This is a genomic window from Bacillus sp. JJ1127 (assembly GCF_036965845.1).
Taxonomy (GTDB): domain Bacteria; phylum Bacillota; class Bacilli; order Bacillales; family Bacillaceae_G; genus Bacillus_A.
The window spans coordinates 1-1,528 of record NZ_JBALQK010000381.1; the positions used below are offsets into that span (position 1 = coordinate 1).

Annotated in this window: 1 protein-coding gene; it reads left to right on the forward strand. The window is 31.9% G+C overall.

Translation table 11 applies throughout. From position 1 onward, the window contains the following. Window positions 1–250: 250 nt before the first annotated feature. A partial coding sequence (gene hblC / locus V7183_RS24740; protein WP_335361186.1) for a hemolysin BL lytic component L2 occupies window positions 251–1,528 on the forward strand: 1,278 nt, incomplete at its 3' end.

The window sequence follows — 1,528 nt, forward strand, 5'->3', positions numbered from 1 at the left end:
CATTAAAAATCTGAATCTTCGAATAAAATCGAGGGGATTTTATTGTTTACTTATCAAAAACATAATGTTTACAATGAGGGCGTAAGGTCCTTACATTCTATGAAAGTAGATAATAACGAGAGTTTCTTGATTTAACACTCTATCCGAAAGAATTCTCCTTCTTCAATTGTGCAAGGAGAAAACAGAACAGTAGATCGTTCCAGATATATGAATAAAATTGTAAAAAGACAATAGTGAAGAGGTGTACTGAATGAAAAATAAAATAATTAAAGGATTTCTAATAACATCAATTGTTACTGGGGCAGCTATTCCTATCAATACTCTCGCAACGCCAATCGTTCAGGCAGAGACGCAACAGGAAAACACGGATATTTCCCCATCATTACGAAAATTAGGTGCACAATCTAAATTAATCCAAACATATATAGATAAAGCTTTAATGAGTCCTAATGTACAACTAGTGGAAGTTCCATCTTTAAATACGAACCAATCCCTAATCAAACAAGATATGAACGAATGGTCATCAGAACTTTATCCAAAATTAATTCTATTAAATTCAAAAAGTAAAGGATTTGTAACTCAATTTAATAGCTATTACCCAACATTAAAACAATTTGTAGACAATAAGGAAGATAAAGAAGGGTTCTTGGATAGACTTGAAGTTCTTCAAGATAAAGCTATGACAAACCAAGAAAACGTACAACGTCAGATTAATGAATTAACAGATCTTAAATTACAGCTTGATACAAAACTTAAAGATCTCGATACTGATGTGATAAAAGCACAGGGTGTACTAAGTTCAGATGGAACAGGGAAAATAGACCAACTAAAAAGTGAATTACAAAATACCCAAAAATCAATTCAAAATGATTTACAACAAATCGCATTGTTACCAGGCGCTTTAAATGAACAAGGATTTAAGATATTCCAAGAAATCTATAGTCTTTCAAAAGATGTCATTGATCCGGCTGCTCAAACAGCGGTGGCGGCGTATAACAAAGGAAAAGAAATTAACAACTCTATTTTAGAAGCAGAGAAAAAGGTAGAGCAAGAATTGAAAGAAAAAGGTAAATCTGCTTTAGAGATCGAAGCTGCCAAAAAAGAAGCTCGTGAAGCAATTGAGAAAACCAAACAAGCTGAAATAGCTGCAGCTGCAGTTACAAAGACAAAAGAGTATGACCTTACGAAAGTTATTGACCCTGAGAAAATTAAAAAAACATATGGTACCTTCTCTGAAATAAATAAACTAACAGCAGAGCAACGAACACATTTAGATGATTTAGAGAAACAAAATCAAAAATTTTATGATTTAACAAAGAACCTAACAGTAGCAGACCTGCAAAAATCTATGCTTCTTATTATGCAAAATGATTTACATACATTTGCAAATCAAGTGGATGTAGAACTTGACCTACTAAAACGCTATAAAGAAGATTTGAATCTAATCAAAAATAATATTACAAAATTATCTACTAATGTTGATACAACTGACCAGCAGTCTCAAAAAGATACATTAAGACAATTAAAA